The organism is Serinicoccus shuyuelongi (assembly GCF_045032955.1).
Taxonomy (GTDB): Bacteria; Actinomycetota; Actinomycetes; order Actinomycetales; family Dermatophilaceae; genus Ornithinicoccus.
Genome location: NZ_JBJFZU010000002.1, coordinates 394161 through 418975 on the forward strand (window position 1 = coordinate 394161; position 24815 = coordinate 418975).

Below are 24815 nucleotides of genomic sequence, written 5' to 3' on the forward strand. Positions count from 1 at the left end.
AGGCGGAGGGTCACCAGCCCTCGGTGCCCGGTGCCCCCTTGAACGGGCCGGTGACCCGCGAGGTGATCCAGCCGCCGTAGAAGCCGCCGTCCTGGGGCTGCACCCGCTCGCCGTCCACGTAGCACCCGTCGTCGGGGTGGATCGCGCCGTCCACCACGGCCGGCATCACCGCGGCGTGGTCGGCGAGGGCCTCGAAGGCGGGGGTGGGATCGGGGTAGGTCCAGGCGGCGCGGCTCAGCCGGGTGCCGTCGACCACCAGGTCGAAGTAGGTCGCCGAACCCTTGAACTCGCAGGTGGTGCGCCGGTTGTCCCGGGCCGGCTGCAGGGCGCCGGTGACGAAGGCCCCCAGCGGCAGGTAGTACGTCGGCGGGTGGGTGGTCTCCAGGACCCGGATCGCGGCGACCGTCTCCGCGATCGTCCGACCCCCGACCCGCACCAGCACACGCTCCCCGCCGTCGGTGTCGACCGCCGGGGGACGCGGGTAGTCCTGGGCGGACTCGGGCTGGCGCATACCCCGACCATAGGGGGAGGCGGCGGTTGGCCCAAGCCGGAGGTCACCGCGGGTCGTGGAGGACCGCCGCCAGCTGCTCGCCCAACGGGCCCGCCAGCTGCAGGGCACGGGTGCGGCTGAGGTGGTTGCTGTCGGTCCGGGCGAGCACGCCGTCCCGGGTCACCGGTGGGCAGGACCGGGACCCCCGCATGCCACAGCAGCACCGCGAGCGACCGGACGTGGATACGCTCAGGGTCCATGGGCCTCCTCGACCGACTCCGCCAGCGGGTGACCGGGCATACCGTGCAGGACGACGCCGCCGAGAAGGGCCGGGTCCGGGCCCTGCCCGACCCCGGGGACGCCCCGGTGGGGGAGCTGCCGCTGTCCCCCGAGGTGCGCCGGATCGGCGAGTCCGAGCAGGCGCGGATCGACGCCGGCGTGTCCGCCGTCCAGCAGGACGGCGTCGACGTCGACGACCTCGCCTCGGTCAGCACCGGGCTGGACCGGGCGCTCGCCGGGTGGCTGGCGGACGACGGCACCGACCACGACGCGATCGTGGAGCGCTACGCGATGGCGGTCGGGGAGCACCTGCACCGGCATACCGACCTGCGCTGGTCGGTGGTCACCGACGTCTTCGGCACCGACCTGGCGGTGGCGTCCGGGGAGTTCGTGGTCGTGCCGACCAACCTGGTCGCCGTCCGCTGGATGCGCCGCGAGCGGGGCTGGGTGTCCCGGGTGGTCGGTCACATCGTCGAGGTCCGGCGCCGCTGAGAGCAACCATCCGCGACGCTCGGTGGGGAGCGGGAAGGGGCGTGCTCAGGGTGCCGGGGTGGGCGGCAGGTCGGGGTGCTTGGGGCGGCCCGTCAGCCGCTGCAGCTGACGGAACACCCACGCCGTGGCCACCTCACGACCGGTCACGACGTACTCCACCGAGGCGTCCTGGAAGACGGTGGAACGCACCACCGCCAGGTCCAGCTCACGGCCCAGGAAGAGCAGCGTGTCCCCCTCCTTCAGCACCGTGTCCATCGGCGGGGTGAAGGTGCGGCGGCCGGCGCGGACCAGCACCGCGGGGTAGACCGCGAGCCGGACGTCCCGGTCCTCGGGGTCGCGCAGCAGGTCGCCCAGGGTGAGCTCGTGCTCCTGCATCCAGCGGACCGCGGCCGGGGCCAGGTTGTGGTCCAGGTCGAGCCGGTTGGACAACGGCGTCTCGTCACCGACGACCGAGACGATCTCGTCCATCACCCGGCTGTCCCACTCGTCGTCCTCGTGCAGCACGTGGTCGATGAAGCTCCAGTAGTTCGGCGAGGTGATCCGGGCGACCGCCTCCCGGGCCAGCAGCTCGGTGGGGATGAAGACCGAGTCGGCGTCGAAGGCCATCAGCGGCGCCGCGTTGATCGCGGAGTTCTGCCGGACCGCGATGAACAGCTGGTCGTTCTCGATCCGGGCGTGCGCGGCATTGGCCATGTTGACGATGTCCGACTCCGCGCCGGCGATGAAGCCGACCGCGTCGGAGACGTCCGGGCGCCCGTCGGCCGGGTCGACCAGTATCACGTCCAACCCGGCGCTCTCCAGGTCCCGGGTCACCTCGAAGCCGAAGTTGCCGTCGGCGCAGACCACCCACTGGCCCTCGGTCAGGTGCTGCAGCCGGTGCGGCAGCACCGAACCGCGCTTGCTCATCAGCCAGGACGCCAGACGGAAGCCGGAGGGGCGGCGCAGCGCCATCACCAGGTATGCCCCGTACCGGTCGAAGGGGTTGATCACCACGTCGGCGGCGAAGTCGTGCATCTGCTGGGCGTGCTCACGGTCGCTGCACCGGGCGATGACCATCAGCTCCGGACGCAGCAGGTTGACCGTCATCACCACCGACAGATTGGTCTCGTCGTTGTCGGTGAGCGCCAGGACCGCCTCGCAGTGGTCGTGCGCCAGCCCGGCCAGGCCGAGCATCCGCGGGTCCCGACCGCTGGCGGCGAAGCCCGGGTGGTCGCTGGTGTAGCCGTCCATGGCCAGCTGCTGCACCCGTTCCGGGTTCTCGTCCAGGATCACGAAGTCACGGCCCTGGTCCTCCAGCGCCCGGCAGACCGCCTCCCCGGCCTGGCCGTAGCCCACCACCAGGACGAACGGCTGCTGGATGCTGCGGACCTTGCGGCTGAACCGCTGCAGCTTGAGCGCCTGCCGGAACGTGGTCTCCTGGGAGAGGCTGAGCAGGGCGCCGATGCTGTAGGACCAGGCGAGGACGCAGGCGTAGATGGTGAGCGTCACCCACATCCGCTGGGCATAGCTGAAGGGGTGCGGCACCTCGCCGTAGCCGATCGTCAGGCCGGTGTAGCTGATGACGTAGAAGCTGTCGAAGACGGTGAGCCGGTCCGGGTTCTCCTCGGTGCCGGGCATCATGCTCAGCCCGAAGGTCATCACCGCGAAGACGGTGACGATGACGACCAAGGGCGTCCGGACCCGCCGCAGCACCAGGAAGACCGCGTCCGTGGTCGGCAGGTCGGCAGGGACGTCCACCCGGTACCGGCGCAGCGAGTCCGGGCGGGCCCGCGCGGGCTTGCCGCGGGCCAGGAGCTGGAGGAGGTTGGCCATGGGGGCGCGGGGGTCAGCGGCGGCGGTAGGAGACGGTCTCCACGACGAGCAGGACGATCGAGACGATGTTGGCCAAGAGCGCCCCGGCCGCGATCGAGACCACGCTGCTCATGTGGTGCCCGGTCAGCCCTCCTGAGTCCACGTGCCGCGCCCAGATCCAGACCAGCGTGGCCACGATGAGCTGGATGCTGGCGACCAGGCTCGTCGCCAGGTGCACCGCTCCGATCTGGGTACGGTCCCCGAACTTCAGGATGGTGGCGATGATGTTCACCACCACGGCGGCGTACAGCTCGTAGACGTTGTGCAGCATCGGGTCCGAGATGTCGCCGAGCACGTAGCCGAAGTTGAGCGTCGCGGCAAGGAGCACGAAGAAGCCGAAGACGACTTTTTCAAGGTTCACACCCACGACGATAACGCCGCAGGTCTGTCGGCGCCGCTTCCTATGCTGTGCGCCATGGATCTGGTCGTCGCGCAGCGTCTGGCCACCGGGCTGCTCGCCGAGCACGGGCTTCGGGGCTGGACCTTCGCGTGGGACCGCGCCAAGGTCCGGGCCGGTGCCTGTCACCACGGGGACCGCCGGATCACGCTGAGCCGTCACATCACCCTGGCGCACGACGAGACCGAGGTGCGCGAGACCGTGCTGCACGAGATCGCGCACGCGCTGGTCGGGCCGCGGCACGGCCACGACGCGGTATGGCGTGCCCGCGCGCTCGCGCTCGGCGCCACCGGCGCCCGGTGCTACCAGGGCGACCAACCGGTCGTCCCCGGCCGCTGGCAGGGCCGGTGCGCCGCCGGCCACCTGGTGCACCGGCACCGCCGGCCGACCCGGTTGCTGGTGTGCACCCGGTGCCGCGGGGTGCCGACGCTGGACCGGGTGCTGCGCTGGAGCCACGACGGCTCCCCGGTGGCCACCGAGCAGCTGGGCCCGCAGGTGCGTGCGGCGATGGAGTACCTCCGGCTCCGGGCGTAGCGAGGGCCCGATCGCCCGGGGGGGCTCACCCCCTCCCATTCCGTGACCAAAGCGTGACCGCCAGAACCTGTCCCGGGGTCACGCTCTGTACTACGTTCCACCTAGTTGCGCTCGGAGTTGCGTGCACCTCCTCCCGGCGGTGGCACCCCGAGCGCTGCAGCGAGAAAGGGAGCCCATGGTGGCTAGCTCGAGGTGGCGACGAGTCGCGGTACCGGCGGTCACGGCAGCAGCGGCGCTGACGTTGACCGGATGTCTGCAGAACCCCGACGCGAGTGGTGGGTCAGCGGGGCAGGCGGGTCTGGGTGAACCCGAGGAGGGCGACGGCCAGGTCACGATCCTGGGCGCCTTCGGCGGTGACGAGGAGGCCCAGTTCAACGCGTCCCTGGAGGAGTTCACCGCGGAGTCGGGCATCGCAGTGAACTATGTCTCCGACCAGGACTTCACGAACACGATCCAGGTGCGGGTCAACGCCGGGGACGCCCCGGACATCGGGCTCTTCCCGCAGCCCGGCGGCGTCTTCAACATGGCCGCCGACGGTCAGGTCATCCCGATCGACGAATTCCTGGACTACGACGCCCTCAACTCCTCGTTGGTGCCGGGCTTCCTGGACTCCGCTCGTTTCGAGGGACGCGTCTACGCGGCCCCGATGCGGATGGCCGTGAAGTCGGTGGTCTGGTACCCCAGGCAGGCCTTCGAGGAGGCCGGCTGGGACGCCGAGCCGGAGACCCTGGCGGAGCTGGACGCCCTGGCCGAGCAGATCGAGGCCGACACCGGCACCCCACCGTGGTGCATCGGCTGGCAGTCCGACCAGGCCACCGGCTGGGTGGGCACCGACTGGGTCGAGGAGTACATGCTCCGGCTGCACGGCCCGGACGTCTACGACGACTGGATCTTCCACCGCATCCCGTTCGACGACGAGCGGGTGGTCGCGGCGATCGAGGCCTACGGCGACCTGGCCAACAAGGACGGCAACGTCCTCGGCGGGTCGACCGGCATCCTGAACACCCCGTTCGCGGACGCGATGACCCCGGCCTTCGACGACGAGCCCGGCTGCTACCTGATGCGTCAGGGCAACTTCGCCACCGGCTTCTTCCCGGCCGAGATCCAGGAGAACCTGGACGAGGAGATCGGCACGTTCATCTTCCCGCGGGCCGAGGACGGCTACGACGGGCAGCCCATCCTGGGCGGCGGTGACCTCGCGGCCTCGTTCAGCTACGACACCGACACCAACGAGGTCATGCGCTTCCTCACCTCGCCCGAGTTCGGCGGCCCCTGGGCGGAGGCGGGCGGCTGGCTGAGCCCGCACACCACCTTCGACGCCGAGCGCTACCCGGACGAGACCACCCGGGGCATCGCCCAGATGGCGGTCGAGGCCGACGTGTTCCGCTACGACGGCTCCGACGTGATGCCGCGCGAGGTGGGCTCCGGGTCCTTCTGGACCGGCATGGTGAACTTCCAGAACGGTTCCCAGACCGCCCAGGAGACGGCCGAGGCGATCGAGAGCAACTGGCCGGTCACCGACGACGCCGCGGCGGACGAGGAAGGTCAGGACCAGTGAGCACCTCGTCCTCCACACCCCCGGTCGGGGAGGAGGTGCCCCCGGCCCCGGACGTCGACACGACACCCTCCGCCCAGCAGACGGAAGGTCCCAGCGATGCCGGCCTGCAGCCCGTCAAGCTGCTCGTCGGGGTGCTCGGGATCGCCGTCACGGTCTGGCTGATCGGCAACCTCTTCCTGGCGTTCGCGTGGTTCCCGGGTTGGTTCTTCGACAGCAAGATCCTGATGGGCGCGCTGGGCCTGGTGGCCGGCGTGGGTGGTGCCGCGGTCCTCTTCTGGTTCCTGAACCAGGCCATCGAGGCGCTGCCCCGCAAACTCGAGCACGGCATCATGCCGTACGCCTTCCTGGTGCCGGGCTTCAGCCTGATCGGGCTGATGCTGCTGTTCCCGACCGTGCAGACGATCCACTACAGCTTCGCGAACCGGGACAGCACGGCATACATGGAGCCGCTGTGGGCCAACTTCCAGGCCCTGTTCTCCAGCGGGGCCTTCTGGTCGGCGATCATCAACAACCTGCTGTGGATCGCCATCGTGCCGGCGATCACGGTCGCCCTCGGCGTCGTGGTCGCGGTGCTGGCCGACAAGCTCTCGGCCAGCAGCGAGAAGTGGTCCAAGAGCTTCATCTTCATGCCGATGGCCATCAGCTTCGTCGCCGCCTCGGCGATCTGGCTGACCACCGTCTACGGCTACAGCCCGCCCGGGCAGCCGCAGACGGCCGCGCTGAACGCGATGTGGGTGAACTGGTTCGGTCAGGACCCGGTCAGCTGGCTGGACATCGACACCGCCCGGCTGAACAGCATCCTGCTCATGGTCATCCTGATCTGGCTGCAGACCGGTTTCGCGATGGTGCTGCTGAGCTCGGCCATCAAGGGCGTCCCCGAGGACACCATCGAGGCCGCGAGGATCGACGGGGCCAGCGAGGTGCAGATCTTCTGGCAGGTCGTCATCCCGCAGATCTGGAGCACGATCATCACCGTCTTCATCACGGTGCTGATCCTGGTGATGAAGGTCTTCGACATCGTCTACGTCCTCACCAACGGCCGGAACAACACGGACGTCATCGCGAACATGTTCTTCCGTGAGATGTTCACCAACAACAACGCCGGTCGAGCCACCGCCCTCATCGTGGTGCTGCTGGTGGCCGTGATCCCGATCCTGATCTACCAGGTCAGGGACTTCCGCAAGCAGGAGCTCATGCGATGAACGCCGGACGGCTCAAGGACGGGCGCCAGCGCAGCCCCTTCTCCATGGTGGTCATGCTGGGGCTGGCGGTGCTGTGGACCCTGCCGACGGTAGGGCTGCTGGTCACCAGCTTCCGCAGCCGCGACGACGCGCTCGGCAGCGGATGGTGGTCGGCGATCCTGAACCCCTTCCAGAGTTCATGGACCATCGACAACTACCGGCAGGTGTTCGAGCAGGCGGACATGGGCAACGCGTTCATCAACGGGATCGCGGTCGCGGTCCCCGCGACGATCATCCCCATCATGTTCGCGGCCTTCGCCGCGTACGCCTTCACGTTCATGACCTTCAGGTTCAAGGAGACGCTCTTCATCATCATCGTCGCGGTGATGGTGGTGCCGATCCATGTGGCCTTCCAGCCGCTGCTGAACCTGTTCGGTCCGAACGGGCTGGGGATCTCCGGGCAGTACCTGGCGGTGTGGCTGCTGCACACCGGGTTCGGTATGCCGTTGTGCATCTACGTGCTGCGCAACTACATGTCCTCGCTGCCGTTCAGCGTGGTCGAGTCGGCGCGCATCGACGGGTGCAGCAACTTCCAGATCTTCTGGAAGCTGATCGCCCCGATGGCCATGCCGGCGATGGCGGCCTTCGCCACCCTGCAGTTCCTGTGGGTGTGGAACGACCTGCTGGTGGCCAAGCTGTTCCTGTCCAACGACAACACCACGGTGATCGTCAAGCTCCAGCAGCTGCTGGGCACCCAGGGTCAGGGCGCCGAGCTGCTGACCGCCGGTGCCTTCATCTCGATGGTGCTGCCGATGATCGTCTTCTTCCTCCTCCAGAACTTCCTGGTGCGCGGGATGACGAGCGGCGCCGTCAAGGGCTGACGACGTGGCGGACGGCGACGCTGCGCTCTGCGCGGCGTCGCCGTCGGCGTCTCACCCTTTACCGACCGAGTGTCGCCAATGGTTGCTCTCGACCCCACCGGGCGTCGTCTGTGGTTGGCTGATCCCGTGACCCGCGAACTTCCCTGGCCCGCGGCGCTCCCACCGGACGCCCGGGCCCGTGTCGAGGCCGTCCTGGACGGCTGCCCACCGCACCGCCGCACCACCTTCGCGCTCCGGGTGGCGCGCTGGTGGGACGACCTCGTCACCGGCCTGATGCCGTATGCCGACCCGCCCGCGGTCGCGGCGCGCGCGCTCGAGCTGGCGGCGAGGGCATACCGGGACCGCGACGAGGAGCTGCACGAGCTGGACGAACGGCGCTCGCTCGAGCCGGACTGGTTCCAGCGCCCCGACGTCATCGGCTACGCCGCCTACGCCGAGCGCCTCACCCCCGAAGGCACGCTCGCCGGGGTCGGCACCGCCGCAGACCACCTGCGCGAGCTGGGGGTGCGCTACCTGCACCTGATGCCGCTGCTGCAGCCGCGTCCCGAGCCCAGCGACGGCGGGTATGCCGTCGCGGACTACCGCTCCGTGCGTGCCGACCTGGGGACGATGGAGGACCTGCGCCGGCTCACCACGGACCTGCGCCGTCGGGGGATCAGCCTGTGCCTGGACCTGGTGCTCAACCACGTGGCCCGCGAGCACCCCTGGGCGCAGGCCGCCCGGGACGGGGACGAGCGCTACCGCCGCTACTTCCACGTCTACCCCGACCGCAGCGTTTCGGACTCCTACGAGCGCACCCTGCTCGAGGTCTTCCCGGACTTCGCCCCCGGCAACTTCACCTGGGACGAGGACCTCGAGGGCTGGGTCTGGACGACCTTCAACAGCTACCAGTGGGACCTCGCGTGGGACAACCCCGACGTCTTCTGCGAGCTGGCCGACGTCATCCTGTTCCTTGCGAACCAGGGCGTCGAGGTGCTCCGGCTGGACGCGATCGCCTTCATCTGGAAGCGGATGGGCACCCAGTCCCAGAACGAGCCGGAGGTGCACCGCCTGACCCAGGCGCTGCGCTCGCTGGCCCGGATCACGGCGCCGGCGCTGACCTTCAAGGCGGAGGCGATCGTCGGGCCCAACGAGGTCGTCCACTACCTGGGCGTGGGCAAGCACCACGGCAAGGTGTCCGACCTCGCCTACCACAACAGCCTCATGGTGCAGGTCTGGTCGATGCTGGCCAGCCGCGACTCACGGCTGGCCACGCACGCCCTTGGCCGCTTCCCGACGGTCCCGTCGACGACCGCCTGGATCACCTACCTGCGCTGCCACGACGACATCGGCTGGGCGATCGACGACGACGACGCACGCTCGGTGATGGTCGACGGCGCGGGGCACCGGACCTTCCTGTCGTCCTTCTACTCGGGTGACTTCGCCGGGTCCACCGCGCAGGGTCTGGTCTTCCAGCACAACCCGGCCACCGGCGACCGCCGGATCTCCGGCTCGGCGGCGAGCCTGGCCGGCCTGGGCCGCGCGCTGGACCTGCTGGAGCAGGTGGTCGACCAGGAGGGCTTCGACGAGGCGACCGCGGCCGTGGACGATGCGATCGCCCGCCTGCTGCTGGGCTATGCCGTCGTCTTCGGCTTCGGCGGCATCCCGGTCATCTGGTCCGGCGACGAGGTGGCCACCCTCAACGACGAGCGCTGGGCCGCGGTGGCCGCGCAGGCCGACGACAACCGGTGGGCGCACCGCCCCCGGCTCGACTGGGCCCGGGTGGACGGTGCCCAGGAGGACCCGACCACTCCCACCGGCCGGGTGCTCGCCGGGATGCGCCACCTGTCCGCCGTCCGGGCGTCGCTGCCGCACCTGCACGCCAGCGTCCCCGCCAAGCCGGTCGCCGCCCCCGACCCCGGGGTCTTCGCGGTGCTCCGCCGGCACCCCGTGGGCCCGATGCTGGGCCTGTACAACGTCACTGAGTCGCCGCGCACGGTGCCGTCCTGGTGGATCCGGGAGCAGGGCCTGGCGGTGGACCAGGCCATCGACGCGCTCAACGGCTACCCGCCCAACCTGACCGCCGACGGCTCCGTCTACCTGTCGACATACCAGCCCGTCTGGTTGGTGCGTCCCTGAGACCGGGGGCGTCCTAGGCTGTCCGCCATGCACCTCCAGGACCTCGCCGACGCCCTCGGGGCCGAGCTGACCCACGCCCCCACCGACGCCCGCGGCGTCGAGGTGACCGGGGTCAGCCACCAGGCCGGCTGGGTGGTCCCCGGGGACGCCTACGTGGCGGTCCGGGGCGCCCGCTTCGACGGGCACGGCTTCATCGACGAGGCGGTCCGCCGCGGCGCCGTCGCGGTCGTCGGGGAGGGTATGCCCGAGGGCGCCACCGCGCCGCTGCCCTACCTGCGGGTGCCGGCCGCCCGGGCCGCCCTGGCCGACGCGGCCGCGGCCGTGCTGGGCGCCCCGAGCGAGCAGCTCACGGTGCTCGGTGTCACCGGCACCGACGGCAAGACCACCACCTCCTGCCTGGCGCTGCACCTGCTGCGCGAGAGCGGCCGGCCCACCGGCCTGCTCTCGACGATCGGCTACGAGCTGGTCGACGGCGTGCTGCTGCAGCCGCCTTCGCACTTCACCACCCCCGAGGCCCCGCAGGTGCAGCAGATCCTGCGGGACATCCTCACCTCCGGGGCCACCCACTCGGTCGTCGAGTCCTCCAGCCACGCGCTGGCGATGGACCGGGTCCGCGGGGTCGACTACGACGTCGCGGTCTGGACCAACCTCACCGGCGAGCACCTCGACTTCCACGGCAGCATGGAGCAGTACTTCGCCGACAAGGCCAAGCTGGTGCGCCGCGCCCGGCACAGCGTGCTCAACGTCGACGACACCCCGTGGGTCGACCAGTTGCGGCCTCTGGCCACCGAGGGGGGTCGCGGTTGCACCACCTACTCGGCCGAGGGTGGCGAGGCCGAGTGGCGGGCCACCGACGTGCAGGAGGGACCGGCGGAGATCACCTTCACCGTGCACACCCCCGAGGGCAGTGCTGCGGCCCGGCTGCCGATGATCGGCCGCTTCAACGTCGCGAACGCGCTCGCGGCGATGGCCGGGGTGGCCGCGACCGGGGTTCCGCTCGCGGACCTGGTGGCGGCGCTCGCGACCTTCGGCGGGGTCGCCGGTCGGATGGAGATGGTGGAGCGCCGCGAAGGTGAGCCGCGGGTCATCGTCGACTTCGCGCATACCCCGCCCAGCCTGGAGAAGGCGCTGGACACGGTGCGGGTCACCACCGAGGGGGAGCTGTGGGTGGTGCTCGGCTCGGCCGGCGGACCTCGCGACCCCTCCAAGCGGGCGCCGTTGGGCAGGGTCGCGACCGGGCACGCCGACCACGTCGTCCTCACCGAGGAGGACCACCGCACCACGCCGCTGCAGGAGATCCTGCACGAGATGGAACGCGGCGCCCGGGAGGCGGGCCGTAGCAACTTCGTCTCGATCGGGGACCGCACCGAGGCGATCCGGTATGCCGTCCGCAGGGCGGGCGCGCAGGACACCGTGGTGCTGGCCGGCAAGGGGCCCGAGGAGACGATGGAGCGCGGGACCGAGCTGGTGCCCTGGGAGGAGATCGAGGAGGCGCGCCGGGCCCTGGCCGCCCGCCGCGGCGGGGACGTCTGAGGCGAGGCCCGACTCCTACGCAGACGTCGTCCTGATGTCCTGCTGCGGTAGGGCATCAGGACGGGATCTGCGTACGGGTGCCGTCAGTCGGTGCTCGACGGCGGGCCCGGGGGCGGACGCAGGTCGGTGATGCCGGGGGTGCCGATGATGCCCGGTGTCCCGCTCGCACCGGTGGTCGTGGTGCCCGGCCCGTCCTTCCCGGACGCCTTCCCGCCGGCGGCCTTCTCGTCGTCCTCGTCCTCGTCCTCGTCGTCGGTGACCGCCGGGGCGTCGGTCTCGGGGCGGCGCAGGGCGCGCACCACCAGCACCAGCCCCGCCAGGATCAGCGGGATCGTCAGCCACTGACCCATGTTCAGCCCGCTCGCCTCCGCGAACTCGGTCAGCTGGGCGTCCGGCTCCCGGAAGAACTCCACGACGAACCTGCCACCGCCGACGCCGATCGCGAAGACACCGGCCAGCAGGCCCGGCCGCCAGCGCGCCCGGGTCCGCCAGAACAGCCAGAAGAGCACCAGGATGAGCAGCGCCCCCTCCAGCGCCGCCTCGTAGAGCTGGCTCGGGTGCCGCGGCTCGTCGCCGGCCCCGGGGAAGACCATCGCCCACGGCACGTCGCTGGGCCGACCCCAGAGCTCGCCGTTGATGAAGTTGGCGATCCGCCCGAGCATCATCCCGATCGGCACGTTCACCGCGATGTAGTCGGTCACCCGCAGCGGGTCGAGCTTGCGCCGCCACGAGATCCAGGCCATCGCCACCAGCACGCCGATCAGCCCGCCGTGGAAGCTCATCCCGCCCTGCCACGGCATCAGGACCTCCCACGAGGTCCACAGCGAGGGGTTGTAGAAGGTGGCGTACCCGAGGCGGCCGCCGATGATGATGCCGAAGGTCAGGCCGATGATGAGGTCGTCGACCTGGCGCGGGGAGATGGGGCTGCCCGGCGCCTTGGCCATCCGGTTGAAGTGCCAGTAGCCGAGCAGGATGCCCAGCACGTAGGCGAGCGCGTAGTAGCGCAGCGTCAACGGCCCCAGCTCGATCCCCTGGGAGAGTCCGAGGTCGGTCCAGTAGAGCGGCCGGTCGTCGTTCATGGCGCTTCGTTCATGGTGTCGCTCACCTCGTGCGGTCAGGTCTGCGGGGTATGCCCTGCAGCACCAGTCTCCCCGAAGGCGGCGAGCACCTCCGCACGGGTCACCTGGGTGAGGTCGCCGTGCCGCCAGCGGGGCCGCCGGTCCTTGTCGACGAGCTGCGCCCGCACGCCCTCGGCGAAGTCGGGGTGCCGGGCGAAGGCGGGCCCCAGCAGCGTGTCCTGGGCGAGCACCTGCTCGACGCTCATCGACCCCGCCCGGCGCAGGGCCTCCAGGGTCACCGCGACCGAGTGCGGGGAGCGTCCGGCGATGGTCGAGGCCGCCTCCTGCGCCTCCGGCTCCGGGCGCTGCCGAAGCCGGGCGACGATGGCGGCGGCGTCGTCCCCGCCGTAGCAGGCGTCGATCCAGGGGCGGTGCTGCTCCAGCGACGAGGCCGCTGACGAGGTCACATCGTCGTCGCCCGGTTCGCCGTCGCCGTCGCCGTCGCCGTCGCCGTCGCCGTCGACGTCGCCGGCGCCAGCGGTGGCGACTGCGGCCAGCGCCGCGGCATCGGCCCCCGGGTCCTCGCGCAGCGCCGCCAGCACCCGCTGGTAGGCCCCCGAGGGCACCAGCGCGTCGGCCATCCCCAGCAGCACGGCGTCCGCCCCGCCCACCGGTGCGCCGGTCAGCGCGACGTGGGTGCCGGCCTCACCGGGCGCCCGGGAAAGGAACCACAGTCCGCCCACGTCGGGGAAGAAGCCGATGATCACCTCCGGCATGGCCAGCTGGGTCCGTTCGGTGACCAGCCGCACCGAGCCGTGCGCCGAGACACCGACGCCGCCGCCCATGACGATGCCGTCCATCCAGGCGACGTAGGGCTTGGGGTAGGCGGCGATCAGGCGGTCCACGGCATACTCCGCGGCCCAGTAGTCCTGCGCCTCCTCGGCGCGACCGCCGACCACGGACTCCCGCAGCGCACGGACGTCCCCGCCGGCGCACAGGCCCCGCTCGCCGGCCCCCTCGATCACGACCGCGGTCACCGACCCGTCCTCGGCGAACACCTGCAGCTGGTGCTGCAAAGAGTCGATGCTGGCCCGGTCCAGCGCGTTGATCGCCCGCGGCCGGTTCAGCCGGACCCGGCCCAGCGGACCGTCGGTGGCGTAGAGCACCTCGGGGCCGTGGCCCGGTGCGGCGTCCCAGGACAGGCTGTCGGCGTGCTCGCTCATGACCGGCCACCCTACCCACGCACGTACACTCGCCCGCATGGGTAAGGCATCACGCAAGAAGCGCCAGAGCGCGGCAGACCGGTCCGGGACGAGCGCGCGCAGGGCGCCCTTCGTCGCGCGCCCCTTCGAGGGCCTCGCCGACGAGACCGAGTGGGTGGGGATGCGCGAGATCCTGCCGGCCGCGTCGGCCCACGTCACGGTGGTGGTGCCCGAGGGCACCGTGGCCGGTGGCCTGGACGTCCCGGCGGGAGAGCAGCAGGTGCGGCTGGTCACGGTGCTGCCGGCGGCCATGCCCGCCGTGCACCGCGACAGCGGCGAGGTGCTGGTCGCGCTGCAGTCGCGCACCTCCAGCGGGGACGCCTCCCGGGACGTCGCGCAGAGCATCCTGACGGCGCTGGCCAGCGAGGCCGGCAGCTCGGTCAACTCGGTGCGCCCCGCGACCGAGGACACCCCGCGGCTGCAGGACCTGCTCGCCGAGGGTCAGCGCCTGGAGGTGGAGGTCTACGACGACTTCGGCTTCTGGCTGGGCGAGGACGCCACCGCGGAGCAGAAGGCCGCGCTGGAGGAGATGAACGACACGGCCGTGCCGATGGCCCGGGTCGAGGGCTCGGACTCCGCGTTCTGGTGCCTGATGTCGGGTCGCGCCTACATCCGCTGGATCCTCGCGCAGGACGAGGACACGGCGCTGCAGGCGCTGGCCCGGTTGGCGGCCGCCGACGAGGAGGACCTGGGTGAGGGCACCGAGCTGATCGGGGCGTTCCGCGCCTGCGGTCTGCTGGTCCCGGTGATCGAGGTGCCCGCCGACAGCACCGCCGCCGACCACGGCCAGGCCCTGGCCGCGCTGCAGGAGCGGTATGACGCCGCGCTGGCGCAGGAGGAGCCGCTCACCGAGGCGCAGCGCCGGGCGCGCAGCGCCCTCGTCGCCCGCCAGGTCACCCTCCGCTGACCGGGGAGGACGAGCCGATGAGCGTGGTCGAGCCCCCCGTGGAGGGGATGCTGCAGCAGGGCGTGGTCGCCGTGGTGCCGGCCAACGACGAGGAGTCGCGGATCGGGGCCACGCTCAGCGCGTTGCAGCAGGTCCCGACGGTGCGCGCCATCGTGGTCGTCGATGACGGCTCGCAGGACCAGACGGCCCAGGTGGCCGAGTGGGTCGGCGGCGTCGAGGTGGTCCGGCACGGACGCAACCGGGGCAAGGCCGCCGCGATGACCTCCGGAGCCGCCCGTGCCCAGGAGCTCATGCCCGGGGCCCCGGTGCTCTTCGTGGACGCCGACCTCGGGGACTCCGCCGCGCGGCTCGGCCCGGTCGTCAGCCCGGTGCTCGCCGGGACCGCCGACATGACGATCGCCGTGCTGCCCCCGCAGCCCGGCGGAGGCTTCGGGATCGTGGTGCGCACCGCCGGCTCCGGCATCCGCCGGCTCACCGGGTGGGAGCCGACCCAGCCGCTGTCGGGTCAGCGCTGCATCACGCACGACGCCCTGGTCGACGCGATGCCGCTGGCGCGCGGGTGGGGCGCCGAGGTCGGGCTCACCGTCGACGTGCTGCGCTCAGGCGGGCGGGTGCTCGAGGTCCCGTGCGACCTGCAGCACCGGGTCACCGGCACCGACCTGCAGGCCCAGGCGCACCGGGCCCGGCAGCTGGCCGACGTCTCCCTCGCGCTGGCCGAGCGCTCAGGCGTCCCGGAGAAGGTCCGGGAGGGTGGCATCGAGGGCGGGCGGATCGCCCGCGAGCAGGGCGCACGGCTGGCGCAGACCGCCCGCGACCGGGGCGTGCCGATGGCCCGACGGGCCGCCGGTCAGGTCAACGACCAGTACCGGAAGCACGGTCGCCCGCTGCTGGACCGCGCCCGGCAGGAGTGGCAGCGCCGCCAGGGCCCGCAGCAGCCGCCCGCTCCCCCGCAGCAGCCCCCGCAGGACTGAGCGCCAGCACCACCACGGCGGCGGCGATCAGCATCGTCAGGCACGACGCCACCGCGGCGATGCCGGAGTCGTTGAGCACCCAGGCGAGGACCATCGCGACGACCGCCGCCGGGGCGACCGCCGGGATCCCCGGCTCGGCCCACAGCGCGTCGAGCCGCCCGGGTCGGCGCAGCACCAGGACCAGCACCCCGACCAGCGCCAGCACCGCCAGCCAGGACAGCGGGTAGCTCACCAGGATCCCGAGGCTCTGCTCCAGCTTGCGGGTGACGATGCCCAGCGCCTCACCGTCCAGGACGGCCTGCACGAAGCTGCCCAGGTGGGTGCGTGAGCCCTCGCCGCGCAGCCAGTCGAGGGTCATCACCCCGGCGCCCAGCACCAGCGCCCCGCCGCCGACCAGCAGCAGCGCGCGCGGTGTCCACCGTCGCTCCAGCACGGTCAGCAGGACCAGCCCGGTGCCCACCACCAGCGCGGGCACGCTGCCGAAGTCGGCGCCCGCCTGCGGGGCAGCCCCGAGCAGCACGGCGCCGGCGCCGAGCAGGGCGACGGTGAGCGCCGCCGCACGACGTTCCACCAGCCACGAGACGCAGGCCGCCATCAGGACCAGCATCGCGCCCAGCAGGATCCCGAAACCTACGTTGCCCTGGCCGTAGAAGCGGCCGGCCGTCACCGGCTGCAGACCGAGCACCGACACCAGCCCGAGACGGGCGGACCAGATGACGTCCACGCCGAGGACCACCGCGGTCACCGCCGACACCACGGCCGGGGCCGCCAACGGCGAGGGCCACGACCGGCAGAGCCCCAGCGCCCCGACGGCGATGATGACCGCGGTGCCGAGCACCAGGCCGGTCAGCACCGGCCACGGCTGCCCGGTCGACCACCACGGCACCAGCCCGGCGAGGAAGCCGGCGACCGGGAAGGCCAGGATCGTGGTGGCCACCCCGGCGAGCAGCCGCCGTCCCGTCCGGTGCCCGCGCAGGGCCAGGCCGGTGGCCAGCAGCGGCACCAGCAGCACCGCCAGCGCCCCCAGCACCCACGGGGTGAGGCTCATGGCCAGGGTGACGGCGGTGGCCAGTCCCGCCGCGGCCTCGTCGGGGGAGGCGGCGGACGGAGGGCGTCCGGTGTCGGCAGGGTCGGAGACGTGCGCGACGGCGCCCCCGGGCAGCCCGGTGCCGGGCGGGTCCACCCCGGCCAGGTCGAGCAGGGTGGGGGTGAGGTCGACCAGCTGCACCAGCCCGGCCTGCCGGGTGGAGGAGGAGGTGAGCAGCGTGGGGGCCGTCTCGACGCTGCGCGTGGGGGCGATGACGAGCAGCTGGGCGGCGGCCAGGTCGCTGGTCTGCCCCATCCCGCTGACCACCAGGGTGCTCCCCAGGGGTAGTGCCAGGTCGCCCAGGGCGGCGTCGACCCGGCCCAGCGTGTCCGAGCGGTCCCCGGGCAGCACGGCGGGGGCGGTGACCAGGTGGATCCGGCAGCCGGGGTCCAGCGACGGTGACTCGGTCAGTCCCTCTTCCACGGCCTCGGCGGCCCCACCGACCAGCCCGGGACGCAGCCCGTAGGTCGCCACGCAGGTGCCGCCCTCCTCGGCCAGCGTGCTCAGCCGGGACAGGTCCGGCCCGGCGGCGCTCGCGGCTCCACCGTCCTCACCGGACCCGGCGGGGGTGCTGCTCCGGCAGTCCGCGGTCATGGCGCCGGCACGTTCCCCGGCCGCCACGCTGCTCCAGGCACCGTCGGCGCAGGTGGTCACCGCGGTGCCCCGGGCCACCAGGGCGGCGCTGCCGCCGGTCCCGGCCAGGCGCTGCAGGGTGGGGGTGTCCTCCCCGACGAGGTCCCAGGTCAGGCCCGGTATGCCGACCAGCACCACCGGTGCGCCGGTCCCGCCGCCGTCCTCACCGGCGTCGGCGAGCGCGGTCGCGCTGCCGGACAGCGGTGTCGGGTCGGGGGAGGAGGCCGGTGCGACACCGGTGAGGCTCGCCACCGCCGCCAGCAGCCAGCTGCCGAGCACGGCCAGCACCAGGGCCCACGCCGCGACCGGCAGCGGGGAGCCGGGGGCCGTCGAGCCTGCGCGCATGGCTCACCTCCTCCACCGGTCCGGCCACTGCAGGCATGGTCGCACGCAGTGCTGGGCCGAGCGCATACCCTGACCCCGTGGACGTCGACCCCGAGCTGCTCGCCTGGATCACCGGCGCGCTCGCACTGCTGGCGCTGCTGCTGGCGGGGATCGCCTGGCGGCGGCTGCGGGTGGTCGACCGCCGGCTGGCCCAGCTGGTCGAGGCGGGGATCCCTACCTCCCCGGAGCTGACCCGGATCGAGGGGCTGGAGTCGGCGCTGGCCTCGCTGCGCGGGGAGCTGTCCCAGGCCCTCCGGCACGTGGCCGTGGTCCGCTACGACGCTTTCGGTGACATGGGCGGTCGGATGAGCTTCTCGGCCGCGGTCGTCGACGACACCGGTGACGGGATGGTGATCAGCTCGATCCACGCCCGGGGTGAGAGCCGCACCTACGCCAAGGGCATCGTCGGCGGGGACTCCGAGATCGTGCTCACCCCGGAGGAGCGGCAGGCGCTGGACGCGGCCCGCACCGGACGGGACGACTGAGCGGATCAGGTCCCGCTGCCCGGGGTCCTGCCGTCCGGAGCCCTCAGGCGGGCAGTCGGACGATCAGCCCGCCGGGCTCGATCTCCACCCGGATCGCGATCGCCGAGCCCAGGGTGTCGCCGTCGATCTCGAGCTCGACCGGCTTGTCCGAGAGCACCGTGACCTGCGTGCCGTGCAGATGCTCCACCCGCGGGTGGCCGATCCGCCGGCGGGTGGTCAGCTGGGCGACGGTGGCGGCCCAGCCCACGATCCCCTCCGGGGAGAGCAGCACCGCGTCCAGGGCGCCGTCGTCCGCGTGCGCATCCGGGAGCAGCTCCATCCCGCCCTGCAGCTTGCCGACGTTGCCGATCATCACCGACCGGGCCCGGCGCCGGAACGGCTGCTTCCCGTCGACCCGGACGTCCACGGTGAACTGCGGGCCCTTGAGGTGGCGCACCCCGGCCATCAGGTAGGCGAGCCAGCCGACCCGGGCCTTCAGCTTCTCCGGGGCGGAGGCCATCACCTCGGCGTCGAAGCCCAGGCCCGCCATCACCAGGAAGCGGTGCTCCTCGCGGACGTCCTCGCTGCCCCGGTCGTCGACGGCGTCGTCGAAGTCCACGCTGCGGGCCGGGTCGTCCTCGTCGGTGAGCCGCTCGGCCAGCTGGCTGCTGGTGGGCCGGACCAGCTCGAGGCGGCAGCTGTCGATCGGGGTGTCGGTGCCGGTGAGGGCCACCGTCAGCGCCGCCTCCAGGGAGTCCACCGGCAGCTCCAGGTTGCGGGCCAGCAGGTTGCCGGTGCCGCCGGGCAGCAGGCCGAGCGGCATACCGGTGCCGACCAGCTCGGTGCCCACGGTGCGCACGGTGCCGTCCCCGCCGAGCGGGCAGATCATGTCCACCCCGGCGGCCAGCGCCTCCCGGGTCTGGCCGACGCCGGTGTCCTCGGCGGTCGTCTCCAGCCACAGCGGGGACTCCCAGCCGTGCTCGACGCAGACCTTCTCGACCCGCTCCCGCACCGCCTCGACGTCCTCGAACTTCGTGGGGTTGACGATGACCGCCGCGCGGCGGGAGTGGCTGACCATGGCCCGAGCGTAGCCGCGCCCGGACAGTAGGCTGACCGCCATGATCGACATCCGTGACCTGCGAGCCGACCCCGAGCGCGTCCGCGTCAGCCAGCGGGCCCGGGGGGAGGACCCCTCCGTGGTCGACGAGGTGCTGGCCGCCGACGAGACGCACCGCTCGAGCCTGGCGCAGTACGAGACCGCGCGCGCCGAGCAGAAGGCCTTCGGCAAGCAGGTCGCGCAGGCCGCCGGCGAGGAGAAGCAGGCGCTGCTGGCCCAGGTCAAGGGACTGGCCGAGCAGGTCAAGGCGCTGCAGGCCCGGGCCGCGGAGGCGGAGAGCGCCTGCGAGCAGGGGATGCGCCGGATCGGCAACATCGTCGCCGAGGGCGTCCCGGTCGGCGGCGAGGACGACTACACCGTGCTGGAGACGGTCGGCACCCCCCGGGACTTCGCGGCGGAGGGCTTCGAGCCGCGGGACCACCTGTGGCTCGGTGAGCACCTGGGGGCGATCGACATGACCCGCGGGGCCAAGGTCTCCGGCGCCCGGTTCTACTACCTGGTCGGGCTGGGGGCCCGGCTGGAGATGGCGCTGATGAACCTGGCCCAGCAGATCGCCCAGGAGGAGGGCTTCGTCCCCGTCGTGGTCCCCAACCTGGTCCGCCCCGAGACGATGGCCGGTGCCGGCTTCCTCGACGAGCACGCCGACGAGGTCTACCGGCTGGAGGCCGACGACCTCTACCTCATCGGCACCTCCGAGGTGGCGCTCGCCGGACTGCACGCCGACGAGATCCTCGACCTGGGCGACGGCCCGCTGCGGTATGCCGCGACCTCCACCTGCTATCGGCGCGAGGCCGGGTCCTACGGCAAGGACACCAAGGGCATCTTCCGGGTGCACCAGTTCACCAAGACCGAGATGTTCGTCTACTGCCGCGTCGAGGACGCCGAGGCCGAGCACGCCAACCTGCTGCGGATCGAGCGCCGGATGCTGGACGCCCTCGAGTTGCCCTACCAGGTGATCGACGTCGCCACCGGCGACCTCGGCGGGCCGGCGGCGCGCAAGTACGACTGCGAGGCGTGGGTGCCCACCCAGGGCAGGTACCGCGAGCTGACCTCCACGTCGAACTGCACCACCTTCCAGGCGCGGCGGCTGGGGACCCGGGAGCGGGACCCGCACGGCAGCAGCACCCGCGCCGTCGCCACCCTCAACGGCACGGTCGCCACCAGCACCCGCCCGATCGTGGCCCTGCTGGAGAACCACCAGCAGGCCGACGGCTCGGTACGGGTGCCCGAGGCGCTGCGGCCCTACCTCGGCGGGCTGGACGTGCTGCGCCCACCGTCATGATGACCACCCTGGAGCGCTGGTTCGGCGTCGAGGAGCACTGGGAGCGTCCTCGGCCCGGCCCCCGGGAGCTGCGCCGGGACGTGCGCTGGGCGTTGCTGGCGCTGCTGGTCATCGCCGTCAGCCACGAGCTGGCGCGGTCGATGGGGATGCTCTCCGACCCGGGGCCGGGGGTCGGCTGGCAGTACCTGGGGATCGTCACGGTGGCTGCCCTGGTAGCGGTCCGGCGCCGCCACCCGGAGGCCACCGCCCTGGTCGCGGGGGTGCACATGATGGTGCTGTCGGTGGTGATGCCGATGACGATGGCCCAGCTGCCGATGCAGATGCTGTACTTCCTGCTCATCTTCTCGGGGATGGCCTGGGCCCGGAACCGGCGCGTGCTGATGGGCGTGATCGCCGCCATCCTGGTGCTGCTGGTGCTGCTCTTCTCCTGGAGCTTCGCGCTCAGCTCCGGGATCCAGGAGATCTACGAGAGCCTCGGCGCCGAGGACCTGGAGGGCGCCGGACTGGTCCCGGCGGTGCCCGCGGTCATCCTCTTCACGGTGGTCAGCAACGCCCTCTTCTTCGGCTTCGCCATCGTGCTGGGCCAGGTCGCCTGGAACGGTGCGCTGCGCCAGTCCCAGGTGCTCGCCCAGAGCGAGACCATCCACGCGCAGACCGCCCAGCTCACCGACCAGGCGGTGGTCGCCGAGCGGCTGCGGATCGCCCGCGAGCTGCACGACGTGGTCGCCCACCACGTCTCCGTGATGGGCGTCCAGGCGGCGGCCGCCCGCCGGGTGCTGGACCGGGACCCCGAGGCGGCTCGCACCGCGGTGACGGCCATCGAGCAGTCGTCGCGGGACGCGGTCGGTCAGATGCGTGACCTGCTCGGCACCCTGCGCACCGGGTCCGAACCGGGCGACGACGACGCCTCCGGTAACCGTGGCGGTGCGGGCACCGACCGGGCGCCGCAACCCACGCTGGCCGCGCTGCCGGCCCTGGTCGAGCAGGCCACCACCCCCACCTGCGCGGTGTCCCTCGACGTGGTGGAGTCGAGCCCGGGCGCCGCGCGGCGGGTGGCGCCGCCGGTCCAGCTGACGGCATACCGGATCGTGCAGGAGGGGCTGGCCAACGTGCGTCGGCACAGCACCGCCCGCCAGGCCCGGGCGACGGTCCGGGTGGACGAGGCCGCTGAGCAGCTCGAGGTGGAGATCGTGGACGACGGCTCGCCCCGGGTCGGCACCTCCGGGACCGGTCTGGGCCTGATGGGTATGCGCGAGCGCGCCCAGCACCTGGGTGGCGGCGTCGAGGCCGGGCCCCGCCAGGCCGGCGCGGGATGGCGGGTGCGGGTCTGGCTGCCGATCGACGGGCGCGGACCCCGGCGCACCGGTCGCTCGCAGGCGGACGCCCGGAGCACGGCGGTGTCCGGGTGAGCGCCCCGCTGCGGCTGCTGCTCGTCGACGACCAGCCGCTGCTGCTGCAGGGCTTCGCGATGATCCTGTCCACCGAGGCCGACCTGCAGGTCGTCGGTCAGGTCACCGACGGACGGCAGGCGGTGGCGGCCGTCGGCGAGCTGCGCCCGGACGTCATCCTGATGGACGTCCAGATGCCGGTGCTGGACGGGATCGAGGCCACCCGGCAGATCGTCGCGGAGCACCCCGATGTCCGGGTCGTCATCCTCACCACCTTCGACCGCGACGACTACCTCTTCGACGCCCTCGAGGCCGGGGCCAGCGGGTTCCTGCTGAAGAACGCCGACGCCGACGACCTGGTGGACGCGATCCGGGCGGCCGCCGAGGGACACGCGCTGCTGGCTCCCGAGGTGACCATGCGGGTCATCGCCCGGATGGCGCCCGGTGCCGGTGGCGGCACGCCGGGCCCTTCGTCGCCGCCGGACGACGACGCGCTGCCCCAGCTCACCAGCCGGGAGCGGGAGGTGCTGCGGATGGTGTCGCGCGGCCTGTCCAACGCCGAGATCGCGGCCGAGGCCTTCGTCAGCGAGGCGACGGTCAAGACGCACGTGTCCAACGTGCTCGCCAAGCTGGGGGTCCGGGACCGGGTGCAGGCGGTCGTCGCGGCCTACGACTCCGGCCTGGTCCGGCCGGGCTGCGAGGGCGAGCCTCCGTCCTGAGGGGGAGGGCAGGATCGGCGGCACGACCGATGCCGCGGTGCCCTGCTCCTGGCTAGCGTCGTCGTAGGACGCGCGGCCACCGGTCGCGGCGGTGACCAAGGAGGACGACGTGCTGGAGCTGGACGAGCTCAGCCGGGCCTACGGCGACCACCTGGCCGTCGACAGCGTGAGCTTCTCGGTGCCCCAGGGGCGCATGGTGGGCTTCGTCGGCGGCAACGGTGCGGGCAAGACGACGACGATGCGGATGGTCATGGGGGTGCTGGCCCCGACCTCGGGCCAGGTGCTCTGGGACGGTGCGCCGATCACCCGGGCGGACCGGGTCCGGATCGGCTACATGCCCGAGGAGCGCGGCCTCTACCCCAAGCAGCCGGTGCTCGCGCAGCTGACCTACCTGGGCCAGCTGCACGGGATGACCCAGGCGCAGGCGCGGGACCGGTCGCAGGACCTGCTCACCCGCTTCGGCCTCGGCGAACGGCTCAAGAGCAAGGTGGAGACGCTGTCGCTGGGCAACCAGCAGCGCGCCCAGATCATCGCCTCGGTGCTGGGTGAGCCCCGGATGCTGGTCCTCGACGAGCCGTTCAGCGGCCTCGACCCCGCGGCCGTGGACCAGATGAGCGCCCTGCTGCGCGAGCACACCGCCACCGGCGTCCCCGTCCTCTTCAGCTCCCACCAGCTGGACCTGGTGGACCGGCTCTGCGACTCCATCGTCGTGCTGCACCAGGGCCGGGTCGTCGCCCAGGGCACCGCCGAGGAGCTTCGCGCCAACGCCCCGCTGCGCTACCGGCTCACGATGACGGGTGACACCGGGTGGGTCCGGGGCGTGCCGGGGATCGGCATCATCGACCTCGACGGCCCCAGCGTGCTGCTGGAGCCCGAGGACGAGCACGTGGCGGAACGGCTGCTCGCCGACGCCGTCAGCCGGGGCGGGGTGCGCGAGTTCTCCCGCATCCGTCCCACCCTGTCCGAGATCTACCGAGAGGTGGCCGTCGCATGAGCACCCCCCGTCCCTGGAGCCTGGTCGCCGCCCGCGAGATCCGGGTGAAGCTGACCGACAAGAACTTCCTCATCGGCACCGTGCTGACGGTGCTGCTCATCCTCGCGGCGATGCTCCTCCCGACGCTCTTCGGCGGCGACGACGGCCCGGGCGAGTATGACGTCGCCGTGGTCGACGACACCGCCGCCACCGTGGTGGAGCAGGCGCAGACCGAGGGCGGGGCCGGTGTCCCCGGCCTCGGCGGCTCCGGCGGCGCCGAGGCCCCCGTGCTCACCCCGCTCACCGTCGCCGACCGGGACGCGGCTGAGACCGCGGTGCTCGACGGCGACGCCGACGCCGCGCTGGTCGGGGAGGCCGGGTCGTGGGAGATGCTCACCGACGAAGGCGCCCCGATGGAGCTGGAGGCGGCACTCACCGAGACCGTCCGCACCCAGGGCATGCAGGCCAACGCGGAGGCCGCCGGCACCACCGTGGAGGACCTCACCCAGGGCACCCTGCTGACCGTGACCGACCTGGCCGAGACGCAGGGCGGGGGGGACCCGATCTTCGCCTTCGTCATCGGGCTGGCCTTCGCCGCGCTGTTCTACATGGCGGCGATCATGTTCGGCATGCAGATCGCCAACAGCGTGGTCGAGGAGAAGCAGTCGCGGATCGTGGAGATCCTGGCCGCCAAGATCCCGGTCCGCCAGCTGCTGCTGGGCAAGGTGCTCGGCAACACCGCGCTCGCCTTCGGGCAGATCGCGCTGATCGCCGCGGTGAGCCTGGTCGGGCTGACCTTCCTGGACCTGGACGTCGCACTGCCCGGCCTGGCCGGGGCGATCGCCTGGTACCTGCCGTTCTTCCTGCTGGGGTTCATCGCCCTCGCCTGCGTCTGGGCCGCCGCCGGTGCGCTCGCCTCGCGCACCGAGGACCTGCAGACCACGACCATGCCGCTGACGATGGTCCTGGTCATCGTGTTCATCGCCGGGATCAACCTGGACGGCGTCTACCAGCGGGTCTTCTCGTTCCTGCCGGTCGCCTCCACCATCATCATGCCGATGCGGCTCGTGGAGGGCGGGGTCCCGGTGTGGGAGCCGCTGCTGGCGCTGGCGATCGTGGTGGCCTTCTGCGCGCTGACCATCGGCCTGGGTGCGCGGCTCTACGAGCGGGCCCTGCTGCACACCTCGGGCAGCCTGTCCTGGCGCAAGGCGATGACGATGAAGAACTGAGGGCCGAGGGGTCGGCGCCGTTCGCGG

General features: G+C 72.3%; 23 protein-coding genes. 15 read left to right on the forward strand and 8 right to left on the reverse strand.

Annotated elements, in window-relative coordinates; all coding sequences use genetic code 11:
- Positions 1-10: 10 nt before the first annotated feature.
- Together ACI3EY_RS02030 and ACI3EY_RS02035 are read right to left on the reverse strand one after the other, a co-directional pair.
- Positions 11-511 carry a DUF427 domain-containing protein gene (locus ACI3EY_RS02030; RefSeq protein WP_405038619.1) on the reverse strand — a complete coding sequence of 167 codons (501 nt, stop codon included), beginning with the start codon at positions 509-511 and terminating at the stop codon, positions 11-13.
- A gap of 43 nt (positions 512-554) precedes the next feature.
- Positions 555-701, reverse strand: a complete 147-nt coding sequence (locus ACI3EY_RS02035) for a hypothetical protein (protein WP_405039229.1) — start codon at positions 699-701, stop codon at positions 555-557.
- Between the two features lie 47 nt (positions 702-748).
- On the opposite strand from ACI3EY_RS02035, the gene ACI3EY_RS02040 reads away from it, so the two are divergent.
- Positions 749-1261, forward strand: a complete 513-nt coding sequence (locus tag ACI3EY_RS02040; protein WP_405038620.1) for a hypothetical protein — start codon at positions 749-751, stop codon at positions 1259-1261.
- Positions 1262-1306: 45 nt separating this feature from the next.
- On the opposite strand, the gene ACI3EY_RS02045 is transcribed toward ACI3EY_RS02040, so the two are convergent.
- Together ACI3EY_RS02045 and ACI3EY_RS02050 are read right to left on the reverse strand one after the other, a co-directional pair.
- Positions 1307-3073 carry an NAD-binding protein gene (locus ACI3EY_RS02045; RefSeq protein ID WP_405038621.1) on the reverse strand — a complete coding sequence of 589 codons (1767 nt, stop codon included), beginning with the start codon at positions 3071-3073 and terminating at the stop codon, positions 1307-1309.
- 13 nt (positions 3074-3086) lie between these two features.
- Positions 3087-3473, reverse strand: a complete 387-nt coding sequence (locus tag ACI3EY_RS02050; RefSeq protein WP_405038622.1) for a DUF6394 family protein — start codon at positions 3471-3473, stop codon at positions 3087-3089.
- A gap of 54 nt (positions 3474-3527) precedes the next feature.
- Here ACI3EY_RS02050 and ACI3EY_RS02055 point away from each other — a divergent pair, with 54 nt between their 5' ends.
- The 6 genes from ACI3EY_RS02055 (at position 3528) to ACI3EY_RS02080 (ending at position 11314) form a co-directional block, all read left to right on the forward strand.
- Positions 3528-4043 (forward strand): SprT-like domain-containing protein, encoded by a 516-nt coding sequence (locus tag ACI3EY_RS02055; protein WP_405038623.1) that lies wholly within the window; start codon positions 3528-3530, stop codon positions 4041-4043.
- A 175-nt stretch (positions 4044-4218) separates the two neighbouring features.
- Entirely contained in the window at positions 4219-5601 is a 1383-nt protein-coding gene (locus ACI3EY_RS02060; RefSeq protein ID WP_405039230.1) for an ABC transporter substrate-binding protein, read from the forward strand.
- Positions 5598-6803, forward strand: a complete 1206-nt coding sequence (locus tag ACI3EY_RS02065) for a carbohydrate ABC transporter permease (RefSeq protein WP_405038625.1) — start codon at positions 5598-5600, stop codon at positions 6801-6803. The genes ACI3EY_RS02060 and ACI3EY_RS02065 overlap by 4 nt, the downstream gene beginning before the upstream one ends.
- Positions 6800-7663 (forward strand): carbohydrate ABC transporter permease, encoded by an 864-nt coding sequence (locus ACI3EY_RS02070; protein WP_405038626.1) that lies wholly within the window; start codon positions 6800-6802, stop codon positions 7661-7663. The genes ACI3EY_RS02065 and ACI3EY_RS02070 overlap by 4 nt, the downstream gene beginning before the upstream one ends.
- A 126-nt stretch (positions 7664-7789) precedes the next feature.
- Complete coding sequence (locus ACI3EY_RS02075) at positions 7790-9781, forward strand: alpha-amylase family protein (RefSeq protein ID WP_405039231.1); 1992 nt, start codon at positions 7790-7792, stop codon at positions 9779-9781.
- A gap of 27 nt (positions 9782-9808) precedes the next feature.
- Complete coding sequence (locus tag ACI3EY_RS02080) at positions 9809-11314, forward strand: UDP-N-acetylmuramoyl-L-alanyl-D-glutamate--2,6-diaminopimelate ligase (RefSeq protein WP_405039232.1); 1506 nt, start codon at positions 9809-9811, stop codon at positions 11312-11314.
- 83 nt (positions 11315-11397) lie between these two features.
- Here the strand turns inward: ACI3EY_RS02080 and lgt are convergent, their stop codons facing one another.
- Positions 11398-12393, reverse strand: a complete 996-nt coding sequence (gene lgt, locus ACI3EY_RS02085) for a prolipoprotein diacylglyceryl transferase (protein WP_405039233.1) — start codon at positions 12391-12393, stop codon at positions 11398-11400.
- Positions 12394-12428: 35 nt separating this feature from the next.
- Positions 12429-13595 carry an enoyl-CoA hydratase/isomerase family protein gene (locus ACI3EY_RS02090; RefSeq protein WP_405039234.1) on the reverse strand — a complete coding sequence of 389 codons (1167 nt, stop codon included), beginning with the start codon at positions 13593-13595 and terminating at the stop codon, positions 12429-12431.
- 37 nt (positions 13596-13632) lie between these two features.
- On the opposite strand from ACI3EY_RS02090, the gene ACI3EY_RS02095 reads away from it, so the two are divergent.
- Both ACI3EY_RS02095 and ACI3EY_RS02100 read left to right on the forward strand, forming a co-directional pair.
- Entirely contained in the window at positions 13633-14541 is a 909-nt protein-coding gene (locus ACI3EY_RS02095; protein WP_405038631.1) for a DUF5926 family protein, read from the forward strand.
- Between the two features lie 17 nt (positions 14542-14558).
- A complete protein-coding gene (locus ACI3EY_RS02100) occupies positions 14559-15512 on the forward strand; it encodes a glycosyltransferase family 2 protein (RefSeq protein WP_405039235.1) in 954 nt (317 codons plus the stop codon).
- Here the strand turns inward: ACI3EY_RS02100 and ACI3EY_RS02105 are convergent.
- Complete coding sequence (locus ACI3EY_RS02105; protein ID WP_405039236.1) at positions 15394-17577, reverse strand: hypothetical protein; 2184 nt, start codon at positions 17575-17577, stop codon at positions 15394-15396. The two genes, ACI3EY_RS02100 and ACI3EY_RS02105, sit on opposite strands and share 119 nt — an antisense overlap.
- 77 nt (positions 17578-17654) lie before the next feature.
- Here ACI3EY_RS02105 and ACI3EY_RS02110 point away from each other — a divergent pair, with 77 nt between their 5' ends.
- Positions 17655-18101 (forward strand): DUF4446 family protein, encoded by a 447-nt coding sequence (locus tag ACI3EY_RS02110; protein WP_405038633.1) that lies wholly within the window; start codon positions 17655-17657, stop codon positions 18099-18101.
- Between the two features lie 43 nt (positions 18102-18144).
- Here ACI3EY_RS02110 and ACI3EY_RS02115 read toward each other — a convergent pair whose 3' ends face one another.
- Complete coding sequence (locus ACI3EY_RS02115; protein WP_405039237.1) at positions 18145-19158, reverse strand: diacylglycerol/lipid kinase family protein; 1014 nt, start codon at positions 19156-19158, stop codon at positions 18145-18147.
- Positions 19159-19198: 40 nt separating this feature from the next.
- On the opposite strand from ACI3EY_RS02115, the gene serS reads away from it, so the two are divergent.
- The 5 genes from serS to ACI3EY_RS02140 all read left to right on the forward strand — a co-directional run bounded on the left by serS (position 19199) and on the right by ACI3EY_RS02140 (position 24788).
- Positions 19199-20479: a serine--tRNA ligase gene (serS, locus tag ACI3EY_RS02120; RefSeq protein ID WP_405039238.1), complete on the forward strand. Its 1281-nt coding sequence runs from the start codon at positions 19199-19201 to the stop codon at positions 20477-20479.
- A complete protein-coding gene (locus ACI3EY_RS02125; RefSeq protein WP_405039239.1) occupies positions 20476-21888 on the forward strand; it encodes a sensor histidine kinase in 1413 nt (470 codons plus the stop codon). The genes serS and ACI3EY_RS02125 overlap by 4 nt, the downstream gene beginning before the upstream one ends.
- The gene (locus ACI3EY_RS02130) at positions 21885-22586 is read left to right on the forward strand and encodes a response regulator (RefSeq protein WP_405039240.1); all 702 of its coding nucleotides are present in this window, start codon (positions 21885-21887) and stop codon (positions 22584-22586) included. The genes ACI3EY_RS02125 and ACI3EY_RS02130 overlap by 4 nt, the downstream gene beginning before the upstream one ends.
- A 109-nt stretch (positions 22587-22695) precedes the next feature.
- On the forward strand, positions 22696-23580 hold the full coding sequence (locus ACI3EY_RS02135; RefSeq protein ID WP_405039544.1) for an ABC transporter ATP-binding protein: 885 nt from the start codon (positions 22696-22698) through the stop codon (positions 23578-23580).
- Positions 23577-24788: an ABC transporter permease gene (locus ACI3EY_RS02140; protein ID WP_405039241.1), complete on the forward strand. Its 1212-nt coding sequence runs from the start codon at positions 23577-23579 to the stop codon at positions 24786-24788. Before ACI3EY_RS02135 ends, ACI3EY_RS02140 begins: the two co-directional genes overlap by 4 nt.
- Positions 24789-24815 lie beyond the last annotated feature (27 nt).